The organism is Enterococcus pallens ATCC BAA-351, from assembly GCF_000407485.1.
Lineage (GTDB): Bacteria > Bacillota > Bacilli > Lactobacillales > Enterococcaceae > Enterococcus_A > Enterococcus_A pallens.
On record NZ_ASWD01000001.1, the window covers coordinates 329,706 to 348,616 of the forward strand.

At 36.2% G+C, this 18,911-nt stretch carries 17 protein-coding genes and 1 pseudogene; 4 read left to right on the forward strand and 14 right to left on the reverse strand.

The genetic code is table 11. The annotated features are described in order from the left end of the window. Window positions 1-75 precede the first annotated feature (75 nt). On the reverse strand, window positions 76-777 hold the full coding sequence (locus I588_RS01640) for an ABC transporter ATP-binding protein (protein ID WP_010757191.1): 702 nt from the start codon (window positions 775-777) through the stop codon (window positions 76-78). 139 nt (window positions 778-916) lie between these two features. Here I588_RS01640 and I588_RS01645 point away from each other — a divergent pair, with 139 nt between their 5' ends. After that, the gene (locus I588_RS01645; protein WP_010757192.1) at window positions 917-1,501 is read left to right on the forward strand and encodes a TetR/AcrR family transcriptional regulator; all 585 of its coding nucleotides are present in this window, start codon (window positions 917-919) and stop codon (window positions 1,499-1,501) included. Window positions 1,502-1,801: 300 nt separating this feature from the next. Here I588_RS01645 and I588_RS27165 read toward each other — a convergent pair whose 3' ends face one another. The 3 genes from I588_RS27165 to I588_RS01650 all read right to left on the reverse strand — a co-directional run bounded on the left by I588_RS27165 (window position 1,802) and on the right by I588_RS01650 (window position 3,844). Next, window positions 1,802-1,978, reverse strand: coding sequence for a hypothetical protein (locus I588_RS27165; protein ID WP_010757193.1), 177 nt, complete (start codon window positions 1,976-1,978; stop codon window positions 1,802-1,804). A gap of 678 nt (window positions 1,979-2,656) precedes the next feature. Next, window positions 2,657-2,824, reverse strand: coding sequence for a hypothetical protein (locus I588_RS27170; RefSeq protein WP_010757194.1), 168 nt, complete (start codon window positions 2,822-2,824; stop codon window positions 2,657-2,659). A gap of 30 nt (window positions 2,825-2,854) precedes the next feature. Next, complete coding sequence (locus I588_RS01650) at window positions 2,855-3,844, reverse strand: hypothetical protein (protein ID WP_010757195.1); 990 nt, start codon at window positions 3,842-3,844, stop codon at window positions 2,855-2,857. A gap of 529 nt (window positions 3,845-4,373) precedes the next feature. Between I588_RS01650 and I588_RS01655 the strand changes: the two genes are divergently transcribed. Both I588_RS01655 and I588_RS01660 read left to right on the forward strand, forming a co-directional pair. After that, window positions 4,374-5,501: an alpha/beta fold hydrolase gene (locus I588_RS01655; protein WP_010757196.1), complete on the forward strand. Its 1,128-nt coding sequence runs from the start codon at window positions 4,374-4,376 to the stop codon at window positions 5,499-5,501. A 32-nt stretch (window positions 5,502-5,533) separates the two neighbouring features. Further along, window positions 5,534-6,346, forward strand: a complete 813-nt coding sequence (locus tag I588_RS01660) for an alpha/beta fold hydrolase (RefSeq protein WP_010757197.1) — start codon at window positions 5,534-5,536, stop codon at window positions 6,344-6,346. Between the two features lie 121 nt (window positions 6,347-6,467). On the opposite strand, the gene I588_RS01665 is transcribed toward I588_RS01660, so the two are convergent. Together I588_RS01665 and I588_RS01670 are read right to left on the reverse strand one after the other, a co-directional pair. After that, window positions 6,468-7,439, reverse strand: coding sequence for a threonine ammonia-lyase (locus I588_RS01665; RefSeq protein ID WP_010757198.1), 972 nt, complete (start codon window positions 7,437-7,439; stop codon window positions 6,468-6,470). Between the two features lie 127 nt (window positions 7,440-7,566). Further along, entirely contained in the window at window positions 7,567-8,436 is an 870-nt protein-coding gene (locus I588_RS01670) for a M23 family metallopeptidase (protein WP_010757199.1), read from the reverse strand. Between the two features lie 205 nt (window positions 8,437-8,641). Here I588_RS01670 and I588_RS01675 point away from each other — a divergent pair, with 205 nt between their 5' ends. Further along, window positions 8,642-9,028 (forward strand): DUF5071 domain-containing protein, encoded by a 387-nt coding sequence (locus I588_RS01675; RefSeq protein ID WP_010757200.1) that lies wholly within the window; start codon window positions 8,642-8,644, stop codon window positions 9,026-9,028. A gap of 636 nt (window positions 9,029-9,664) precedes the next feature. Here I588_RS01675 and I588_RS01680 read toward each other — a convergent pair. The 8 genes and pseudogenes from I588_RS01680 to I588_RS01720 all read right to left on the reverse strand — a co-directional run bounded on the left by I588_RS01680 (window position 9,665) and on the right by I588_RS01720 (window position 18,900). Continuing rightward, window positions 9,665-10,123: a GNAT family N-acetyltransferase gene (locus I588_RS01680; RefSeq protein WP_010757201.1), complete on the reverse strand. Its 459-nt coding sequence runs from the start codon at window positions 10,121-10,123 to the stop codon at window positions 9,665-9,667. A 427-nt stretch (window positions 10,124-10,550) separates the two neighbouring features. Next, window positions 10,551-11,291: a serine aminopeptidase domain-containing protein gene (locus tag I588_RS01685; protein WP_010757203.1), complete on the reverse strand. Its 741-nt coding sequence runs from the start codon at window positions 11,289-11,291 to the stop codon at window positions 10,551-10,553. Between the two features lie 427 nt (window positions 11,292-11,718). Beyond that, window positions 11,719-12,636 (reverse strand): annotated as a pseudogene (locus tag I588_RS01690) (alpha/beta hydrolase). Window positions 12,637-12,801: 165 nt separating this feature from the next. Beyond that, a complete protein-coding gene (locus I588_RS01700; RefSeq protein ID WP_010757206.1) occupies window positions 12,802-13,377 on the reverse strand; it encodes a TetR/AcrR family transcriptional regulator in 576 nt (191 codons plus the stop codon). A 240-nt stretch (window positions 13,378-13,617) separates the two neighbouring features. Next, window positions 13,618-14,349 (reverse strand): winged helix-turn-helix domain-containing protein, encoded by a 732-nt coding sequence (locus I588_RS01705; protein ID WP_010757207.1) that lies wholly within the window; start codon window positions 14,347-14,349, stop codon window positions 13,618-13,620. Window positions 14,350-14,361: 12 nt separating this feature from the next. Then, on the reverse strand, window positions 14,362-14,595 hold the full coding sequence (locus tag I588_RS01710) for a hypothetical protein (protein WP_010757208.1): 234 nt from the start codon (window positions 14,593-14,595) through the stop codon (window positions 14,362-14,364). A gap of 62 nt (window positions 14,596-14,657) precedes the next feature. Next, entirely contained in the window at window positions 14,658-18,551 is a 3,894-nt protein-coding gene (locus tag I588_RS01715; protein WP_010757209.1) for a WxL domain-containing protein, read from the reverse strand. Next, window positions 18,544-18,900, reverse strand: a complete 357-nt coding sequence (locus I588_RS01720) for a hypothetical protein (protein WP_010757210.1) — start codon at window positions 18,898-18,900, stop codon at window positions 18,544-18,546. The genes I588_RS01715 and I588_RS01720 overlap by 8 nt, the downstream gene beginning before the upstream one ends. Window positions 18,901-18,911 lie beyond the last annotated feature (11 nt).

Genomic DNA, 18,911 nt, shown 5'->3' on the forward strand with positions numbered 1-18,911 from the left:
AAGCGTGCTTTAGATTTTCGAATAGCAAGGAAAACGTCTTTGTACAAAGCCTTCTTTTTTATGATGTTATCCTCCCTACCATTCAATTGAATCAATACTTACTGGCGATACATTGATCTTTGTATTTTGCACTCTTCCATCTCTCAAATGAATTAATCGATCAGCCATAGGAGCAATTGCAGCATTATGGGTGATAATGATCACTGTGCTTCCTTGAACGCGACACATTTCTTGTAAAATTTTTAACACTTGTTTTCCTGTTTGATAATCCAAGGCTCCTGTTGGTTCATCGCATAATAAGATTTTGGGATTTTTTGCAATAGCTCTTGCGATTGCTACTCGCTGCTGTTCGCCACCAGATAGTTGTGCTGGGAAGTTATTGATGCGATCTTGCAAACCAACACGTTCTAAAACCTCATAAGAATCCGCGGCATGATCAACAATTTCCGAAGCAAGCTCTACGTTTTCTTTAGCTGTTAAATTCGCAACCAAATTATAAAATTGAAAGACGAATCCTACACTGCTTCGACGATATGCTGTGCGTTGGCGTGCATTGTATTGAGAAATGTCTACACCATCGATCCATATTTCTCCTTCATCACTAGTATCCATCCCTCCTAAAATATTCAATACAGTAGATTTTCCAGCTCCAGAAGACCCTAAAATAACTATTAATTCCCCTTTTTCGATAGAAAAGCTGATACGATCATTAGCTACAATCGTGTTTTCTCCCATGTAGTACCGTTTACAACTATTCTTCACCTCAATAAATGCCATCGATTTCCTCCTTGATTTTAAATAGACATGATGTCTATTTAATTGTAAGATGGTGGTAGTGTAAGAACAATGTACATTTTGCTTGGCAGTGTATATTTAAAAGCAAGTCTTGAATAAATAGCACATGGAGGTAAATAAAATGAAGCGCAAAACAAATACAACATTTTATGTTCGGGAAGCATTTTCTCAACTTATTTCTCAAAAAGGGATCGAGGAGATTTCAGTGAAGGACATTATTGAACGGGCTGGAATTAGTCGAGGAACCTTTTATCTGCATTATCTTGATAAATATGATTTAATGGAAAAACTAGAGGATGATGTTTTGAGGAATTTATCAGAAATTTTCTTATCTAGCTCTTCTGACAACGAGCACCCAAATTTGCTGATCTCTTATGACGCTATTCTTGAATCCTTAAGATATGTCCAACAAGATTTTCAACTTGTTTATGGCTTAGTCACTGATAAAGGCAGCAAAAGCTTTATAGAAAAATTCAAAGTTTTATTAATCGCAGTGGTTAAAGAAAAATTAGCAGCAAAAAATCAAGAGGTCGTAAAGGAATTTCAAATTCCTGAGGAGTATGCATTAGAAATTGTTCTATCAAGTATCCTTGCAATTATCTTATTATGGATTAAAAAAGGTGGAAAAGAATCTCCAGAAGAAATTACGGATATTGTTATGCTTTCGAAAAAAATTGCACCCATTCAATTTGTGAACAGCATTTGAGGTTGTCCTCGCCTGGAACATAAATAAGAACACGGTATCCCCTGCTCCTTCGGTTACATTGTGGGTAAAGGTTAATGCGTATAGGTTCCTTTCCATCAATTCTTCTTTACTTAACATAATAAAATCGATCGATTGACCTTTATAAATACCAAAAGTCAAATCGAATCCAGACCCAGTCGCAAAACTACTTGCAAAGGCTTTATTTTCAGCTTGTTTAATTTCGCCCTGCTTCCACGACAAGTATGCAGCTTTTGAAGCTTCAGCTTTAACAGCATAAAATTCGACTGATGAGTTTATTACTTAAGAAACAGCTGTGGCAGCAGTCAGCTCACTCCCATCTTCGAGCGGAAGAATAATCACATCAATGCTAAGAATCTGCCTAAGTATTTCCGTAAATCCAGTTGCTTCACCGTAACTTAAATGTGATTCATTCACAGCATGAACAAAGTAATGTCGATTTTTTTGACTTTTGTCCATAAGCAGCTGCTTCCTTGTTTAGCTAATCCTTCTCAAGAAAATTATGTTTTGATATCACAAGAATTCTCTCTAAAACAAAAAGCTGTGCAGATTAAGCGACTGGTATCCCAAAATTTCCTGTACTGAAGGTAATAATCCCAGGTGCAGGCTCTTTTTTGCTAATGTTGCCTCACATTTTGATTATTATGCTTAACATAAACCGTTGCACCAAATAAATCACTCAAATACAGCAGCTGCATGGATTGCATGTACTAGTAAACAATTTTTCCTTCTTGAACACCTGCAATTGTCACACTTTTTTCCCTTCACCTGTTCTTCTCGTAATGAAATCAATTGATGTTTTAGGACGCTAAATTTCTAGTAAACACTTTTTAAAGATATTACTTACTTTGAAGCTCTCCCACTAATTTTACAAGAAAAAGACTTTTGGATAAAAACTCACAATTGTTTTCACAACCTTTTACTAGACTGACTTTTCAGGTCATAGAAACTGGCAGATAATCCCAGAAGATTAGGCAAGAATAGAAACAGATCAATCATGGATGCCTCAATTATCAAATGTTCATTTTGTCTACATATTAATGCATATCACAAAATAGTTTGTCCGCAGCTCAACTATTTGAATTAACTAAAGAGGAACCTACAAAAAAGAAAGATAATTAATCGAATAGTTTCAACTCACCATTTTTTAGCCTTACTCTCTCCTGCTTCATTGATCATTAATTTGAAAGTACTAGCTAAGAAACCGCCTGTTTCAACAAAGACTTGATCAAATGAGACAATAGTTGCTTGTGATACCTGAAGACCACGTGACAAATGAAGTACTTGCTCCTCAATTCCCCACATCAACTTATTCCTTATCTACATGTCTAAACACTACTTCCGCCTATTCCGCTTGCGATTCTTTTTCTTGCCGGAACCCTTTCGCAGGACCTTTTCTATCTTCAAGTCCTTCTCTTTTTTTTGCTTTTTGCCTGAGGCAGTTAAGTTTTTCATGCTGGGCATGTGATCGGTTGGTGTCTTGCCGGTCTTCTTCTTCGACTGGGACGTTTGCTTCGACTGATTGACAGGCGGCTGGACGGACGTAGTTGGTTGATCATCAATTGTCTTTTCTTCATCACGATCATTTGATACGGACTTTTCAGCTGATTGTTTGTTAATCGAAGCATTTTCTGGTTGGTTTTGAACCGTTTCTTTTGGTTTATGGAAAGGATCTTTCTCGTCGCGGGTGTCGAAATCGCGTAAGCGCTCATCAACGGCAAAATACATCCAAACAACTTCCGTAAACTGGCGCAGGCCGTCCTTTTGGAAAATAGTTAACTCGCCAAAGATATTTAACAAATCAATGCGTTCCTTAGTAGTTAAGCAAGTTACGACATTGCTCAGACTCCAGCTGTGCATTTTATTGTTTCCATCTAAAAATGATGCCTTCAAGTTTAGTTTTCTTTCTCCCGTTTGCACACCAGAAGTAAGTGCTGGACGCAAAGGAGCAATATGTGAACGAGCTTCCTCGGTAAGTTGGCTGTATTCTTTTTCGTCTTTATATAAATGGCTGATAATGGTGCTCCACTCTTCTGGTGTAAAATAATCTTCAAAGTAAATGCAGAGATGACGCACAGAAGCTGGAACTTCTCCATCCAAAAACAGCTTGCGAATCAAGTTCTTAGACAAATAAGAAAAATCACCCACGTAAAAAGCATTGCGAACCATAACCGCTACCGCTGCTTGAATTATCTGTGCTACATTTTCTGAATGATGTGTGGCTTCTTTTTTTGAAGCTTGATAGGCTTGCTCAAATTTTAGTTCAAGATTCTCCCGTTTTCGAGTACTAAAGATTGTTCGTTTTTGAAGTTCAATTCCTGCCATGTTCCTAACCCCTTTTTCATTTTTAGAATATGTAGTTGTTGTTTTAAAGATATTTCTGATATATTCAAATTTTTCTTCAATTTTAGTAATACGTTTTCATTTATAGGATAAATAACTTTGAACCTAAAATCAATAGATTTTCCAAAAAAAAGCAATAAAAAAGATAAACAACATTCGGTACATTTGAAAAAAAGAAAAATTCGTTAGCAATCGACCTTTTTTAGTCACAAATAAAGTTACGCAAAAAAAAGAAAATTCTACCCTGTTTTTTCTATAATTGGCAAATTTTTTTCGTCAGTAGAATTCTCTGCTTTTACAAAATATTTAAAGAATCTTGCACCACCTCTTTACGCTTATCTCTATATTATCCAGTTATCTTCACGAAAATGACTGATGTTCATTTTTATATTGACACACCTCTGGCCTTCACTTTATAATTTAAATGACACATGTTCACTTTTGGTTCAAGGAGATTAAATCATCTATAAGGTACGGACAAAAAATAGACAAAAGAAAGAAGGGATTTTCCATGATCTACGGAGCGTATTCATTCCTACTAATAATGGTCATCTGTATTTTGATAGTTAAATTTGAAAGTTCAGGTAATCTTCCACCGTTAAAAGATCAATCAAAGCAAGAAATTGAAGGTTCTATTTCCGAAAAGATTTGGATTGAAGTAAATGGGCTTCAGCAAGGAATGTTTATTCGCAGTGAGAATCCTCGCAACCCCGTTCTTTTGTATGTACATGGTGGTCCTGGAACTCCAATGCTACAGTTTATTTCTTATTTGGAAAAAATCAAAAAGCCTATAGCGCTAGAAAAATATTTTACTGTTTGTTATTGGGATCAGCGAGGCTCTGGAATGTCATACTCCCGAAAAACTGATGCTTCATCTATGACTATTGAAACTATGGTTAAGGATACCCACGAAGTGACAGAATATCTTAAAAAACATTTTGAACAAAACAAAATATATCTTTTAGGCCATTCCTGGGGGTCATATCTGGGCGTAAAAACCATCGAGCAATATCCTGAAGACTATTTCGCCTATATTGGTGTGGGTCAAATATCCAACCAAAAAAAGTCAGAGCGCTTGGCATATTACTATATGATGGATCATGCAAAAAGGATTGCTGATGAAGAAACGATTGCGACATTGAAGAACTTTGACCCAGAAGAACCACTTTTTCCTTTTATAAAAGAAAAAGGCCATCAGCTTGATTATCTTATGGCAAGATCGAATACACTAATTAAATATGGAATTGGACATCTTCACGAGGGTCTACCGGAAGGACTAACCTTTAAGTCCATGGTAATCAAGTCACTTTTTAGTTTTAAAGGCTATACGATTAGTGAAAAAGTTAAATGGTTTCTTGGTGCTGATTTTTCAATGGTACACCTGTTTCCTGTTCTACTAAATGATAATCTTTTTGTATCATCGCTATCATTTGATATTCCATTTTATATTGTTCAAGGAGCATATGACTATCAGGTTTCTCAGGATCTCGCCCGAGAATACTTGGGAGCTCTAGATGCTCCTCACAAAGAATTTATTCTATTTGAGAATTCGGCTCACTCCCCCAATCTTGAGGAACCTGAAAGATTTAATTTAATTATGCATAAAATTGATGCTCAATGTAGAACGCAGTCAAATTAACAGCAGCTTGTTGTAATCAAGGAGGTTTAAGGATGGTTTATCAAGCCCTGGAGGACGAAGTTATTATTGATGGAACGGTAATGCCCTATGTAGTATTCGGTTCAGGATCTACGCCATTGATTCTATTACCCGGCTTAAGTGATGGAATTAAATCAGTTCGAGGACAAGCAACAGTCTTAGCACTTACCTACAGGAAATTGGCCAAGAGATACAAAGTATATGTATTTAGCAGAAAAGATGAAATTGAAGAGAATTATAGTATAAAAGATATGGCACTTGATCAAAAAATCGCCATAGATAAATTAGGCATAAAAAAGTGCTTTATGATGGGGATTTCTCAAGGCGGAATGATCGCGCAGCAGTTTACAATCAATTTTCCTGATGTGGTAGAAAGGCTTATCTTAACAGTATCAACTTCTCAAGCCGAAGCTCTTCTTAAGCGAGTTACAAATAACTGGATTTCTTTTGCTCAAAATAACGACTATGCAGCTTTGATAATTGACACCATGGAACAGTCCTACACACCCAAAAAACTAAAGAAAATCAGATTAATGTATCCTGTTATTAGTAGGGTTGGAAAGCCAAAAGATTTAACTAGATTTCTCATTCAGGCACAAGCTTGTCTAAAACACGATGTATATGATGAGCTGCATAAAATTCAATGCCCGACATTGCTTATCGGAGGAAAAAAGGACAAAATAGCTGGTGTTGAAGCAACCTTAAAAATGGCTCAAGAAATCAAAAATAGTCATTTACTTATTTATCCTAATTCTGGTCATGCTGCTTATGAAGAAGAAAAGGACTTTGTTAAGGATGTAATGAAATTCTTGCAAAAGGATATCTGATGTTACACTCATTTGATAGTTGGTTACTCCACAGACGACGAACCATTATCTGATACTAATGCTGATATAAAAAACTTCGATTCCAGGACAAGAAACAGTTAGTCTTGGAATCGAAAGTTTTTTAACGCAAGTATTTATTTAGAGCCATAAGATATCTATCAGCAGATTCGTTCGCACCACTCATTTGGAGCACGACATTTTTCCCTTTTATTCGATCAGCTATTTTGCGGCAAGCAATCAGTGTTGATCCGCCTGCTCCTTCAGCGACATTATGAGTATAAGTAAACGCGCAAGCAATTCCTTCCATCAGCTCTTCCTCACTTAACAAAATAAAGTCGGTCAAGTGATCCTTATAAATATCAAAGGTCAAATCAAATCCAGCCCCAGTCGCAAAACCGCCCGCAAAGGTTTTATTTTCAGCTTGTGTGATCTCGCCCTTTTTCCACGACAAGTAAGCAGCTTTTGAGGCTTCAGCTTGGACAGCATAGATTTCGACTGATGGTTTTAGTGCTTTGAAAACAGTCACTGCAGCCGCTAGTTCACTACCACCACCAATTGGAAGAATAATAACATCAATATCTGGAAGCTGTCTAAGGATTTCGGTAAATTCCGTTCCTACACCGTGAATTAAATGCGGTTCATTCGCCGCATGAATAAAACGATACTGATTTTTCTTTTGCAGCTTTTGTCCATAGGCAGCAGCTTCCTCGAAATGTTCACCGGCTTCCACCAAAGTTGCGCCAGCATCCTTAATTAGCTGATTCTTCTCAGGAGAATTATGTTTTGGCACTACGATAATTGCCTCTAAGCCAAAAAACTGTGCAGATTTAGCAACCGAAATGCCATGATTCCCCGTACTGAAGGTAATAACTCCAGGTACTCCCTCTTTTTTCAACTGATGCATTATATTGATACCGCCTCGTATTTTAAAGCTGCCACCCATGTTTTGATTTTCATGCTTAACATAAACGGTCGCCCCAAACAGCTCACTCAAATTTTGATAATGCAGCAGCTGTGAGGGCTGCATATACTGGTAAACAATCTTTTCTGCCTGCTGAACCCCGTCAATTGATACTTGTGTATTATCGTTCATTTATTCTTCCTCCTACCACTTTTTATAAATCTGAACCTCTTTAGTTTTCTTCTAACTCATTTACCTTAGTTTATTGAAAGTATAACATTTACTAGCAATAGATTAAGTTTTTTTTATTCGAAAATATTTAAGGTGCAGGTATCTCAATCTTTGTTCTCTTCACTGGCATTTCTGATTTACCATCAATTGAGAAATATAGGGGCAGCCCTTCAGCCAATACGGGATACGGCACATCATTGGGATTTTGCCGTTGATGGTGAATGTGTAAATGTGGTTCAGAGGTTGATCCGCTGTTTCCAATACGACCTAGTTTTTGTCCAACCGTGACTTCATCACCCACATTTACCAAAACTGAATCTTTTTTCAAGTGGTTTAGAAGAATATACGTACCAGTTTCCTTTACTTTTAAGTAAACATGGTTTCCTTCGCTAGTGATAAACTCTTCTGTTCCCGCTGGAATATCCTGCTCTGAATCTTTAGCAGCAACAACTGTCCCTTCAACGGGTGATAGAACTGTTTGGTCGTAAATTCCATAGTCTGAAAGTTCAGATGTTCCAACTTCATAAGGTTCCATTACTAAATCATAGGCCCATCTTTCAGAGGCCCACATCGCATGAGGTATATTTTCTTCCATGTTATTTCCACCCCAACCAACAATCGTGTCTTTTTCAAAAGGAAATGCAACAGTCAACGCTGGCTTTGTCTTGTTCACATTCGCTGGATAAGGAATAGCAATCTTATTCATTGTCACTAGAATGGGACTGATTGTCAGAATACTTAATAGTAAAGAAATACACATCGCTAGATTTCTACTTTTCTTTCTAAAAATCATTAAAAGCAAAATCACTAGAAACAAGAACAGACCAATTATTGGTTGGACTAGTTTTATAAATGCCCAGCTGTAAGCACTAATAAGATTTCTAAATAATAAAGACCCTGCTAATACTACGAGTAAAACGATCCAAATTACATTTCTTCTTCCAATTCTTCTTATCATGGTAAGGCTCCTATCATTTCCGTCAATATTTGGTCAAATACAATAATCTACAAAAAATAAAACAACTTGTATAAAGCTTATCACACTCACGAACGACAAAAACCATACTTTAGTCCGATTACTTTTTAAAAATATAATGTTGAGAGAGTCAAGGAGAACTTGATATACTATTACCAACAAATCCCACTTTGTCGAGGTATCTTTCATGAAATCAAATGAATTAGTCCCAAAAGACAAATTCGATACTAAAGCTATCGAGAGATTGTCCACTGCAACTAACAGTGAGGTATTACCTATTCTTGGTGATTTGCTTATGTGGCTGCAGGACCTGAATTGGCCGGTAGCAAAAGAGCTAATGGAACTATTGCCAAGATTTCAAGCAGATTTTACTCCTCATATTCTAGAAGTACTTCATTCTGATGATGCAATTTGGAAAAATGGTGTACTTCAATTGGTAGAAAGTTTCACCAAAGAATATGTACTTAATTTATCAACTGATATTAAGCGTATAGCGAATCATCCAAACGTGGACGAGCAATTTGAAGAAACCTATTTTTATGCGAAAAATATTATCAAGAAATTTGATTTATAGGATACGTACGACTTTAGAAAAAAATCTAGTAAAGCTTGCCACAATAAAGAATATTGTAATTAATTTTTTTCGCTAACACTAACCAACTTAGGGATAAACTATTACAACACACTCCATTCCTACAATTGAAACCATAAATAAAAAAGCATCCTGAAGCTGATTCTATCAACTTTAGAACACTTTAACTAATCTAAAAATTCAAATAGAACGTGTGCATTAACAACTAACTAGACTCTTTTATCTGACTAAATTCTTAATCAAGCATTTTCTCCTATTCTTCCTTAAGTAGTGAATAATATAGTCGGTCTACATATACTGTACCTTTAGCAGATTCATCTGCTAAAGACCAAATTCCACTATTGTCTGGATTTCTTCAGTCATATATCCGTTAATCTGATATTCTTTTTCACTAGAATTTTCCAAGGCATTAACTAATACCGTTGCCGTCAATATTCCGTAATTATTAATGATCTTTTCTAAAATACTCAGGTTTCACTCTTGGTGTCATAGATTGGTTCAGAGTGTATCTCTTGGATTGCAGGATCACTCGCCTAATTCTCTTGTTTTGAATAATTTTTGTATCAATAACCTTAATAGACATTTTCTAATCTTCTTTGACATTCTAAATTACAAGCCTTATTCACTTCTCAAAATAAGTCTGGCAACGTTCAAGCCCATTTTCTGGTAAAAGTTGATTGCCTGAGGATTATTTCCTAAAACTAGAAGCTCAAGATAATCCAAATTATTTGAGGCACCCCATTGTTTTGCTGCGGTTATCAACTGTTTACCCACGCCTTTTCTACGATAGTTTTCTAACACAAATAGATCAGTAATTTGGCCAAAGGTATGTGCAACAACTGAAGGATAGTTCGGCGTTTCGACTATTTCTAAATGAATAAATCCAATAATTTTGTTTTCAGATTCTGCCAGAAAAATTGTATGTAACGGTTGATCTAAAATCCATTTAGGATAATTTCCAGATTCTTTTACTGCTACACAATCATCTGGCTGTAATAAAGCATTGTGTTTATAGAAATGGGTGTACAACTCTGATAAAGCGGGGATATCTTTTTTTTCTGCTGATCGTGTGTCCATAAATTAACTCCCTCATTTAGTAAATTATTTAATTAAGTCCTCGTTGCCGTAGGATTCAAAATTAATACTCCTTCTTTATAATAGTAGCCTCCTAACCCTACGGCATCTATATCCTTTAGCTCAGGTGTTAAAAACTTAGCTAATTCCATGGTTACGTTGGGTAAGTTTGTATCAACTTTTTCCTTTCAGAAATAAAATTTATATTGAAAAAGAGATTTTATCCATTGTATCCGTTGAATAGTCTTCCCAAAAATGTAATGGCTCTCTGCAAATAGAATTGAAAAAGCAAAGAAAGCTGTGAATTTTTTGATAGTTGTCATCTTTTACTAATTCATTTCACTCTCAATCTTTTTAAACCATTCAAAAACATGTTTGCAGAAATAGTCGTTATAAATGTAATAGCTATTATGAACGTCATCTATTTCGATCATTTTTTTGGACATTTCAATCGATCATAATATTCATCAAAATGATTTTGTGTAAAATACCGATCATGATTTGTTTTAAAAACCAATGTCGGAACTGTAATCTTCCTTTTTAAAGCACTATCCTTAGCAACGGCCATTTCAAGAAGAGCCAGCAAGAGCTTACTATCTGTCATCCAAAAATTTTTTCGTCCTTTTTCCATTTTTCTATATACTTCATCATCCAGATCTGCATGATAACCAGAATATTTTGGTGGTTTCATATTGATCTTAAAATTAGGAATAAATCTTAAAATGGGACAGATGATCCTAACCAGCTGTGTCGTATACCCCATTCCTTCAGTTTTACCGAAAGATAAACAAGAAAACTGAGCAAATCCTTTCAAATTATTACGCTTACTTAGATAATATTGTGCGAAAATACCACCAATTCCAGTATTGCCATAAAGATAAATACGATTTGAAAAATTTTTCTGAATATGATCCACTAGGAAATCTAAATCGTTGACTATACTCTCTCTCGACAAATAATTTCCGTTTTTGCTCTTTCCAGTACCGCTAAAATCAAAAGCAAAGATATTTACTGGATAGTTTGTTAGTGGTTCATAAGTTTTTTTCATTTCATCTGTCGATGTAATTGGAGTATGAGTAACAATTATGTTCATGGCTTTTTTACTATGAATCCAGTAATTACAGTAAAATATTTTATCTGCTCTCTTTAAATAAATTTGCTTCCATCTCATTAATAAGCCTCCATTATAAATTTTCTTATTGCATATAGGCTAGTTGATTTGTAATAAGCTATTTTCTGATTAAACAAATTTTTGCTCTAGTAAAACCTTCCTTAAATCTACGATAGAAAGATTGGAGCTCCCCAGTTTTTTGACCTTTTAAACTTTGTCGTTTCTTTAGTTTCACAATCCATTGATAAATTTACCAGAACAAGTTGATATATCATTTTTATGGTAATGTTGCATCTAACACTCTGACTATTTTAAGTTAGATTCAAAAAGCCACGAATGCAATTACTGTAACGTTCAGTATTTTTAGATAACTTTACTTAATTCTGGCTATTCCAGTTAAAAAATCTCTTTATCACTTAATACGATAAGAAATTTTTTAAACTTAAATTCCAGCTAAATTGCTGAGAGCGTTTACCATGATTTTGAATCACGATTGTTCAATGAAATCTTTTATTTTTATCATTGCCTCTCGGCTTTCAGGAATGAACTGAAAGAGTGTAGATACATGTTGCATGTTGGGCATCAAATAACTTGTTAATATTTCAGAGTGAATATTTTGTAGTTTATGAGAGAACGCTCGGTACGAAGGTGCTAGAATTTCAGCTTCCCCACCTACAATTAAAATCCTTGGAAAGCTTTCATAATCAAACTTGAAACAATCCATTGATAGATGAGGAGGGTCAGTTAAGTCATCGATCTCCTTTGCAATCAATTTCATATATCCCAAGCCCAACATTTTATCCTTCTTTTGCAAGGACATGCTAACCGGAAGTTTAAAATGACCATCTAACCATGGAGAAATCAAAATAATGCTGGATGGCATGAACGCATCCGTAATTTTCAAGTAATTAATCAAATTTAATGCAAGCATTCCTCCTGCCGAATCTCCAATAAGATAAATAGGACTACCAGGATGATCATTAACTACCTGTTTCTAACAGTAAAGACATTCCTCGAAGATTTCGCTGAATGTTTTAATCGGAGCTAACGAATAAATAGGGAAATAAGTGATAACAGAACCAGATAAAGAATTATTCAATGCTTTACAAAAACTAAAGTGAGCCTGAGTAATATTCATCGTAAATGCGCCACCGTGAATATAAAAAATAATCTTACTCTCTGAAAAATCACGTATCTGCGATAACTTGTACAGCTCAACTTGCTGAGTCTCATCCGAGAGTTTATTCTTTTTTACATATTTTTGTTTTAACTTAGCCTCTCGGTTCAATGAATACTGTAATCGATAAAATTTTTGATAAAAAAACGGGATACGCTCAATTACTGATATCGCTGAAAGATGTAGTGCCCATCTATAGACTGACGCCTGTAGGCTAGTAGATTTCATTTTTTCCTCTTTCTATTATTAGAATAGCAGTACCCTCCAAATGCATATGAGAAAGTAATAAATGAGGATACACTAATCTATTACGCTCATTCGATTTTTTCATATTACCAAAATGCAATTATGGTCATATTCGATGTAATAAAAAAGGATCAGATAACAACGATCCTAAACTAATTGATTCACTAACCCCTCTAGCAGGATAGTCAATACTTTATCGCCATCAGTATCATTCATAAATAATTTTGTACAAGAAAAAATCCCTTGAACAACTTTTGCAATGACCACTGTCTCACTTCTAAATACGATGCCATACTTTTTAAGGTTATCTATCATTTTTGCATCATCTAAGGTATGCGCATCCATAAATTTTTTCGGCAGCCTTCTAAGAAGATGTTGAATTGTTTCATTATCCATGTTAAGCAATAAAGGGTACTCTTTTACTTTCTCAAACATCCACTTGAAAATGTACAAAGTAAGTTTTTCAGTTTCCATCGAGCGATGTTTAGCTAATTCATCATTCATTTCTGCAAAAATTGCCTGTTGCATTGAGAAATTGATGGTCATGTACAGATGTTCTTTACTTGGATAAAAGGCATAAAATGATCCTTTAGAGATATTTGCACTTTTAGCTAAATCACTAACTGTAACTTTTTTTAAACCAAAGGCAGTAAACAATTGCTCTCCATTTTCTAAAAGTAGATCATTTATGATCAGACGTTCTGAATCATTAAATTTTGGCATTTCAACCCTCTTTTCTATATGACCATTTTTGAATTATAGTCATATAAAAATATCACGTTAACTTATACTTGTCAATACTTTTAGAAACCATGCCTACTCGGTCTGACAAAACATTAAGCCAATATTGAATGGGCAATATAAAGTCGAGACCACATCATTCTTATATTAGGATTCTTGATAATTTCTATTAAATGCCGTCTATCAACCAGGTACTCATTTAATATGAAAAAAAGTGAGCTACTATCCCTCACTCACTTTTTCCACCACTGGTATTGGACACTCTTCAAAAAAGGTTGATGTCAGTCGATATCCCTGCCCCCACACAGTGATCAACATGTCTTCAGATAATCCGAAATCTACAAATTTTCTTCGAATTTTCTTTACGATTAATGATAACTGAGAAAGATGGGAATTCGATGGTACATCTTGCCACAAGTACTCACAAAATTCTTCTCTTGACACTAATTGGGTCTTTGACGCAATTAATTTTTCGAAGACCTTTTTTTCTTTTTTGGATAAGCTACTGATAAACTGTTTGTAAGAATGGAATTCCTGATCACTTTCATTAAAAGGAAACGAAATGATTTTTTGGTTTTGAAGCTTTTGTTCACTTAATTTTTCAGAAAGTACTTCTCTTAATTGATCTATTGGAACTGTTGTCTGGATCCAGTCACTAATTCCCCATTCCTCCATCGTCTGAATTTCTTCTTTAGTCTGCTTATCTACTACTTTACGCAAAATAATGCGATTCGTTTGACCTAACTTAGCCAAAATATCGGCAACCTCCCGATTACTCAAATTTTCGCTCAGAATAATCACCTGATAAAACAAACATTTCAAAATGCTTTCCGGTTTTTCCTTCAATGTATCTAACATTATCTTCGAGCAAAAAACTTCATGATTTAATTGCTGAAGCTTTTCTTGAAATGTTTGCTCCGACAAAATATTGTGAGTTAACACTAGTACCTGCATAATAGATTCTCCTTACGTCATATTCTCTAACAGCCGAATTTGTTCTTGTACATCAAAATATAGATAAATTGTTAAGACAATACAGATTGCGGCAATCAGCAACAGAGATGCATTTAATACGTAATGTACTTTAGGCTTTTTCAGCTCCTTAATTCTCTCCATATCGCCAAACAGGAAAAAAAAGAAAGCAATCAAAGCAATCGCCCCAATAACTGCCAAAATAATCATCCAGCCGTATCGTTCCATATAAATTCTCCTTTACTAGTTGTGCAGCAAAACCTGCTGCACAACTGAGTTTATGGTTTTAGTTAAATAAGATTATCCATTGTCCAAGTGATTTTACCTGAGTAAGTTTTACCCTTTTGCCCGGTATTCCCAGGAATAACTAGACGGACAGAATCTTTAGCAATTCTATTCTCAAAATGCCCGATCCCATATGGAATATCGGTAGCTTTAAACAAAGAGACACTAGTTTCTCCATCTGAGGGTAATGAAATACTGGAGCCTTGAATACCTAAAATAGAATCAAACTTAGTTGAATCTGGTGTCTCCCAGGTACCGCCGCCATCAGTAGTCCTTTTTAGCTCTTTATCCATTAAAATACTGCTCCCAGCCAGCGTTTGTTGACCTCCCACAACCTGTAATTTACTCAATTTTGCGGACAAAGTCCATTGACTGTTCATGTTGATGTTCTCAAAATCTACAGAGAAATAGTTTCCTCCACCACTAATATTTTGCAATGGATGACTCATCGTGTTTTCGGACATTTCAACTGTTCCAAAATCAAAGGCTTGAGGTGTTTGATTAATATAGAAACCATTGGGACGTGCAAGGGTAATAAAGTCATAGACTGTCGATTCAGGTGATTCGCCACCTTGATTAACTACCGAATACTTAACGTAATAACGTGTATTTTCTTGCAAGCCTTCCAGTTTAAAGGTAACTGTTTTCGCTGATGAGTCTATATCATCGTCTCTACTTAATCTAGGCCCAGATGTGCTTGTCGTGATTTCATCAAAACTAGAGCCATCCGTACTTATAAACACTTTAACCTTAGTCGGGTGTGCTGCAACCTGGGCTGAATGCTGACCAGCTGCTTGATAGCCGGCTGTAAAAGTTGCGGTAGCATTATTAGCGGTTGTTGGCATACCTCTAACAGGTTCGGTAAGGTTATTAATACTATTGGTTGTATAGAAATAATATGGGTCCCCATTGGCTTCGGTCCGCTCCTTATAACTATAGCTTCCATCCGTACCATTTGTTCCATAGTCTTTGAAGGCAACCCAACCTCTGTATCGGGTACCTGGATTTAATCCTTCTACCCGTGATCCTGCATAAGTTTTTAAAATTGGATCATGGGCTAAGTCGGTTACGTTAGCAGTCGAGTCTTTTTCTGCACCTACATTATAGGATTCGGTTTGGATGATTCCGTGGTTCACTAAAGTACCTAAGTCTCCAGTATAAGTACCGCTCTTCATATCTATGGATGTTGGAGTCGCAGTCGTCTGTAAGAATATTGGGGGACTAATATCAGGCTTGACCCCTTTTGTGCTGAAGTTACCTTCATCAAAATTGTCAGTTCCATTCAAAAATGCCCAATTTGAGGTTCCACCTTGATTTGTTACATTATAAGCTACATGATATTTCTGCTTAGGTGATAAATTCGTTAATTTGAACCTAATTTGACCGTTTGCAAGAGTTATAATCTGTACTGCCGGCGTTGTGGTTGCTGTCAGGTCTTGTCCCCATCCTGAACCAGTATTAACTCTTACTCTTGCACTAGTAGGATGAGCCGCCAGTGAATTTACACTATTATAACCGTAACTACCAGTAAAGACTGCTGAGGCAGGTGTGGTGGTTGTCGGTGAATTATTTTCATTTAAAACCGGGCTCGTAACTGAGTTTTTAGTGTAAACAGTTGTTTCTCCAGAAGTTTGAACCTGTGCCGAAGTACCATAATCCTTTATTTTTAATCTTGCTTGATACTTTGTTCCAGGTACTAATCCAGTCACTTGTCTCCCGTTTACAACATTATTTACTTTTCCTTTTGAAGTGGATGTTCCTCGCCCAATATCATGTTGAACATTAGTAAACTTGTTTTGCCATACGGTAAGTGAGGTATTGCTGGTCATTTCTAATACCCCATCGTTTTCTGAAGGAGAAATATCGCCCGTGTATCCTGACAAACCTAGTGTAGCAGCATTATCAGTAGTTACATTAAATTTAGGTGCGTCTAAAACCAGAGGTAATCCTCTAGAATCAAAACTGCCACCTCGTAGAAAAGCCCATTCCGAAGTTCCGCCCAAATTAGTCACGTTATAGGCCACTTGATAATTTGTCTTGGGTTCCAATTTAGTTAATGTAAAGGCAACTTGACCGTTAGCTAGTTTTGTCACTTGAACTGCAGGTGTCGTTGTCGCTGTTAAATCTCCGCTCCAACCTGAGCCTGTATTAACCCTTACAGTTGCTTTATTTGGATGAGCAGCTAGAGCAGGCACACTACTATATCCATAACTGCCAGTAAAGGTTGCTGACCCTTTAGTAGTTCCTACTGGTGGATTATTTTGCACTAAAACAGGGCTTTCAACTGAATTTTTTGTGTAAAAAGTTGTTTCTCCAGAAGATTTCACATTCCCATTTGTCCCAGTAGTGCCGTAATCTTTTATTTTCAGTCTCGCTTGGTATTTTGTTCCTGGCGTAAGTCCTGTTACCTGTCGCCCGTTTGTAACATCATTTATTTTCCCTTTAGAGTTAGTTATTCCGCGTTTTGTCTCATGTTGAACATTGGTAAACTTATTTCCCCAGTTAGTAAGCGATGTATTACTGGTCATTTCTAGAATACCATCATTAGTTGTTTGAGTAATATCCCCTGTGTAATAAGATGTTCCAAGAACAACACTATCTTTAGTTGTTGACGTTATTGTTGGTAACTCTAGTTTTAATTCCTGAGCAGAATCTGTAGCAAACGTATAATAATTATATCCAGCAGCTCCAGTCCCTCCTCCAGCCCAAGTAACATCTGGTGTTCCAAAAGAAAAGGTAGTATAATAATTACCACCCCACTTTGTCTTAGCATAGAACCAAATGTAATAATCTAGATTCGCTTGTAGACGAATCAATCTTGCTTCAATCTGATAAGGCGTTGTAGATGTCGTTGTCACCAGTATCTTATTCTCAAGAGGCGTCATCTGGTCACTACGTAACTGTCCACCAAAATCGTCTTTATTGGTACTCCATACTAGATAAACATGTTGTATGTCACCCATGTTCGGTACTTTACCCTTAATGTTAGCCGAACTTTTTGTAATATCAGTTATCCAAGTCATATAATCCAATGAACCACCAGGACCTTTATACTCTTTTGAAGGTACATATGGTGCTGGTGCTGCTTGAGGAGAAATCCCTCTTAAGCTGCGTTTGAATGGATTGGTTTCCTCGGATGGAGGTGAGCTTGGAATAGTTGCTGAATCCTGAGCCGCGTGTTGTTTCTCTGGGCTACTGCTAATTTCAGCATCTGGTAGTTTGGCATCTAACGTATCCGATGACAGAGTTTCCGAGTTTTCTGAAGATAGATCACCTTCACTACTCTCTCCAGAAGGTGAATCTTCCTGTTTTTCTAACTCTTTAAATGAATAATGAGCCATGTGCTTAATTCTTTTTACCAGCTGTCCAGCCTGAGATTCTTCAATTGAGTATTCAATGATGATTCGTTGAGGTAGCTCAGTGTCATATTCAAATGAATATGGAGATTCTCTCAAATCATAATTATCCTCGATATCATAAGCTTGTTCATCTTGCCATTCTGTCCCAGCTTGCTTTGTTTGAAGAACCAGTTTTTCTAAACGTGTTACTTGTTGATCATTTTCATTCTGAACAAACAAGCTTGCTCTGTTCTCTTCTTCTATCCGCACAACAGGATGAGGTGAGTCGCTGAGAGCTTCATCCGATAATTCGCGTTCTTCATAACTGGTTTCTTCTGCAGTATCTTCGATGGAGTTTTCTGTTTCCTCCCCTTCAGTAGCATTGGTTAGTTCAGAAGATGCTGTACTGCTGCTTTGTTTCGTAGTTGCTTCTGTTGCTGCAGTAGTTTCACTAGTTTGAGTTGGTTCTGTAATAGCGCCAACAATGGCTGGGGAAAGAGTTGATGAAATTAATACGACCGTCATAAAGAATAGAACGATCCTTTTCCTATAATTATTCATCTTCCCGCTCCCTCCTGCGACTTCCTGCTAGATAAAAGAACAAAACCGCGATTAATGCTATCCAACCAAGTTTACTCAATGTTTGATCGTATGCTTCACCTGTAACTGGCAGTCGTTTATTGTTGGGTACATAGGAAGTGAAACCGCCTGTTTTAAGTTCAACCACTTGTGTCTCTGGGAGTATTCCACTTCCATTGTTAACTGGTGGTGCAACTGGATGAGCTGCTTCTTTGAAAGTAATCGTAACCGCTGTGGTTTTTTCTTGCGCTTCAGCTTTCAAAACACTGCCAAAAGTACCAGTTAAAAATATGCCAACGCTTAAGAAGCATAAGATCTTTTTACTTTTCATAAGTCCACCTT